At 50.0% G+C, this 292-nt stretch carries 1 pseudogene; it reads right to left on the minus strand.

Features of this window, described 5'->3' with window-relative positions:
* Nucleotides 1–292: pseudogene (locus FE296_RS00135) on the minus strand (DUF5704 domain-containing protein); the annotation flags it as partial.

Below are 292 nucleotides of genomic sequence, written 5' to 3' on the forward strand. Positions count from 1 at the left end.
ACTTCGTCGCTGGCCAGATGATAGGTTAGATCTGTGTTGGCATCGGGTTGGGCATTGCTTCTGGACATCGATTCAAAATCGGCAGGTGCATTCTCTGCAATATTACGGAACTCCACCTGGTAATCTCCCTCATCTACCCACACAGGCAGATAGAAATCGGTATCGAGCACGTACACCGGAATATCGATCCACGTACTCCGCGGGTAGAACTGTGACCGGTCGGCACTGTACACGTCAAACGGAAACCGCACCTGTTTGATTCGATAATATTTGGCATAATCCCGATCCCCAT

The sequence above is a fragment of the Paenibacillus sp. UASWS1643 genome, from assembly GCF_008693195.1.
GTDB classification, from domain to species: Bacteria; Bacillota; Bacilli; order Paenibacillales; family Paenibacillaceae; genus Paenibacillus; species Paenibacillus amylolyticus_B.